This is a genomic window from Kitasatospora aureofaciens (genome assembly GCF_019192735.1).
In the GTDB taxonomy this organism is placed as follows: domain Bacteria; phylum Actinomycetota; class Actinomycetes; order Streptomycetales; family Streptomycetaceae; genus Kitasatospora; species Kitasatospora aureofaciens_A.
This window is the reverse complement of sequence record NZ_JAHTKP010000154.1, coordinates 1-1762: the sequence shown is the minus strand read 5'-3', so window position 1 is coordinate 1762 and position 1762 is coordinate 1. Positions and strand designations below refer to the sequence as shown.

At 68.2% G+C, this 1762-nt stretch carries 1 protein-coding gene; it reads right to left on the bottom strand.

Annotation, left to right across the window (positions count from 1 at the left end; all coding sequences use genetic code 11):
- Window positions 1-13: 13 nt before the first annotated feature.
- On the bottom strand, window positions 14-1639 hold the full coding sequence (locus tag KV557_RS41665) for an IS1182 family transposase (protein ID WP_308130325.1): 1626 nt from the start codon (window positions 1637-1639) through the stop codon (window positions 14-16).
- Between the last annotated feature and the right edge of the window lie 123 nt (window positions 1640-1762).

The window sequence follows — 1762 nt, the reverse complement described above, 5'->3', positions numbered from 1 at the left end:
AGATGACGTCCAGTCACGTGGTGAGGCCGCGGGCTTCGCAGAGGGTGCGAACGCGGGTGCCTGGCCGTGGAGCCTTTGGGTGGGGGTCGTACCAGTCGCCGAGGCGGGCGAGGTTGCAGGCCATGCCTGTGAGGACGTGCTGGGTGTGGGTCTTGGCGAGGCCGGTGTAGCGGGTTCTGCGGGCTCCGAAGGAACGGACGAGTTGGGAGATGGTGCCTTCGATCCCGGCTCGGGCGCGGTAGCGCGCCCGCCAGGTATCGGATTGCTGTTCGACTGCGGCGTCGTGGCGGAGCTCATGGCGCTCGCGGGGCGGGACGATGAGCTGGCGGGCATGGTCCGGGTCGGTGCTGCGCGTGCAGCGGGGACGTAGCGGACAGGTGCGGCAGTCGGCGACGGTGAAGGGGAAGCGGACATGGGGTCTTCCGCTGGCGGTGCCGGGGCGGCCGGGCCGGCTGGTCTGCCCCTGGGGGCAGGTCGCGGTGTTCGATTCCCAATCGATGTGGAAGTCGGCGATGGTGAACATACCTGAGTTCTTCGCGTTGCGCCCGCCGCTGGGCCGGACCGGGCCGACCAGGTCGATGCCGGCTCTCTGGGCTTCCAAACGGGCCTCATCGCTCGTGTAGCCCATATCCACCAGGTGTTCCCCGGGGGCGAGTTCACGGGCAACGAGGTCGTGTTCGATGGCGGTGGTCATCGTCACGTCCGGGTCGGTGGCTGGGGTGTCCGCGACGTGGGTGACCAGGTGAGGCAGGTCGGGGTCGCAGGTCTCGGTGACGTGGGTCTTGTAGCCGTCCCATTCCATGCCGCGCTTGCCGCTGTGACGGGTCTCGGTGTCGTAGGGCGAGCGCACCTCCGTGGCGGCCTCCTCCAGTTCGGCGCTCTCCCGCCAGCGCGGGTATCCCTCGGGCAGGCAGGTGTACTGCTGGTCCCAGACCCGGCGCAGGACCTGGACAGCGGGCAACTCCCCAAGCCATGGCCAGGCCGTTTCGTCGTCGATCGCCGCCAGGAGTTTGCGCCCGTCCGCGCCGACCTGCTCGGCCAGCGGCTTGACGGAGGCTCCCTTGGGCACGAGGCGAAAGGCTTCGACGCGTCTCCCGTAGCGCCTATCCCAGCCGGGCTCCAGAAGTCCCGAGACCCAGTCGGGCACGATCGCGGCGATCTGCTCAAGCGTCGCCCGCAGCGTCTCGGCAACCAGCTCGAACCGGGAGAGCTGACGGACCGCTCCCAGGACATGGGTGGAGTCGGTGCGCTGTCGGCCGCCTCGACGGACAAGCCCGGCCTGCCGCAAACGCTCGACCATGACGGCCAGCAACCGGTCGACGCGGTCTCCCTGACTGATCCGGTCGCGGAACTCGCTGAGCACCGAGGCGTCGAAGGCCGGCTCGCCCGGGTCCATGCCCAGGGCGTATTTCCAGTCCAGACGCAGAGCCACGGCCTGGACGGTCTCACGGTCGGTGAGGTTCTCAAGGAACTGCAGCACCAGGACCATGGTCAGCTTCGCCGGTGACAGCGCCGGACGGCCCAGCTCCGAGAACATCTCGCGCAGATCATCGGACAGGAAGTCCTGATCCCTGAACAGCTCACCCAGCGCATCGCGGACACGCGTGACTGCCGTACCCCTCGGACAGGCCTGGCGCACCAAGACAGCCGTCGCCTCAGGAATTTCGACGCCACCGATAGGACGTAACACCCAACCCCCACATCCAAGATGACTGGACGTCATCTTCCCACGGGGCGGGGCACTGACTTTGCCAGCAGAGTC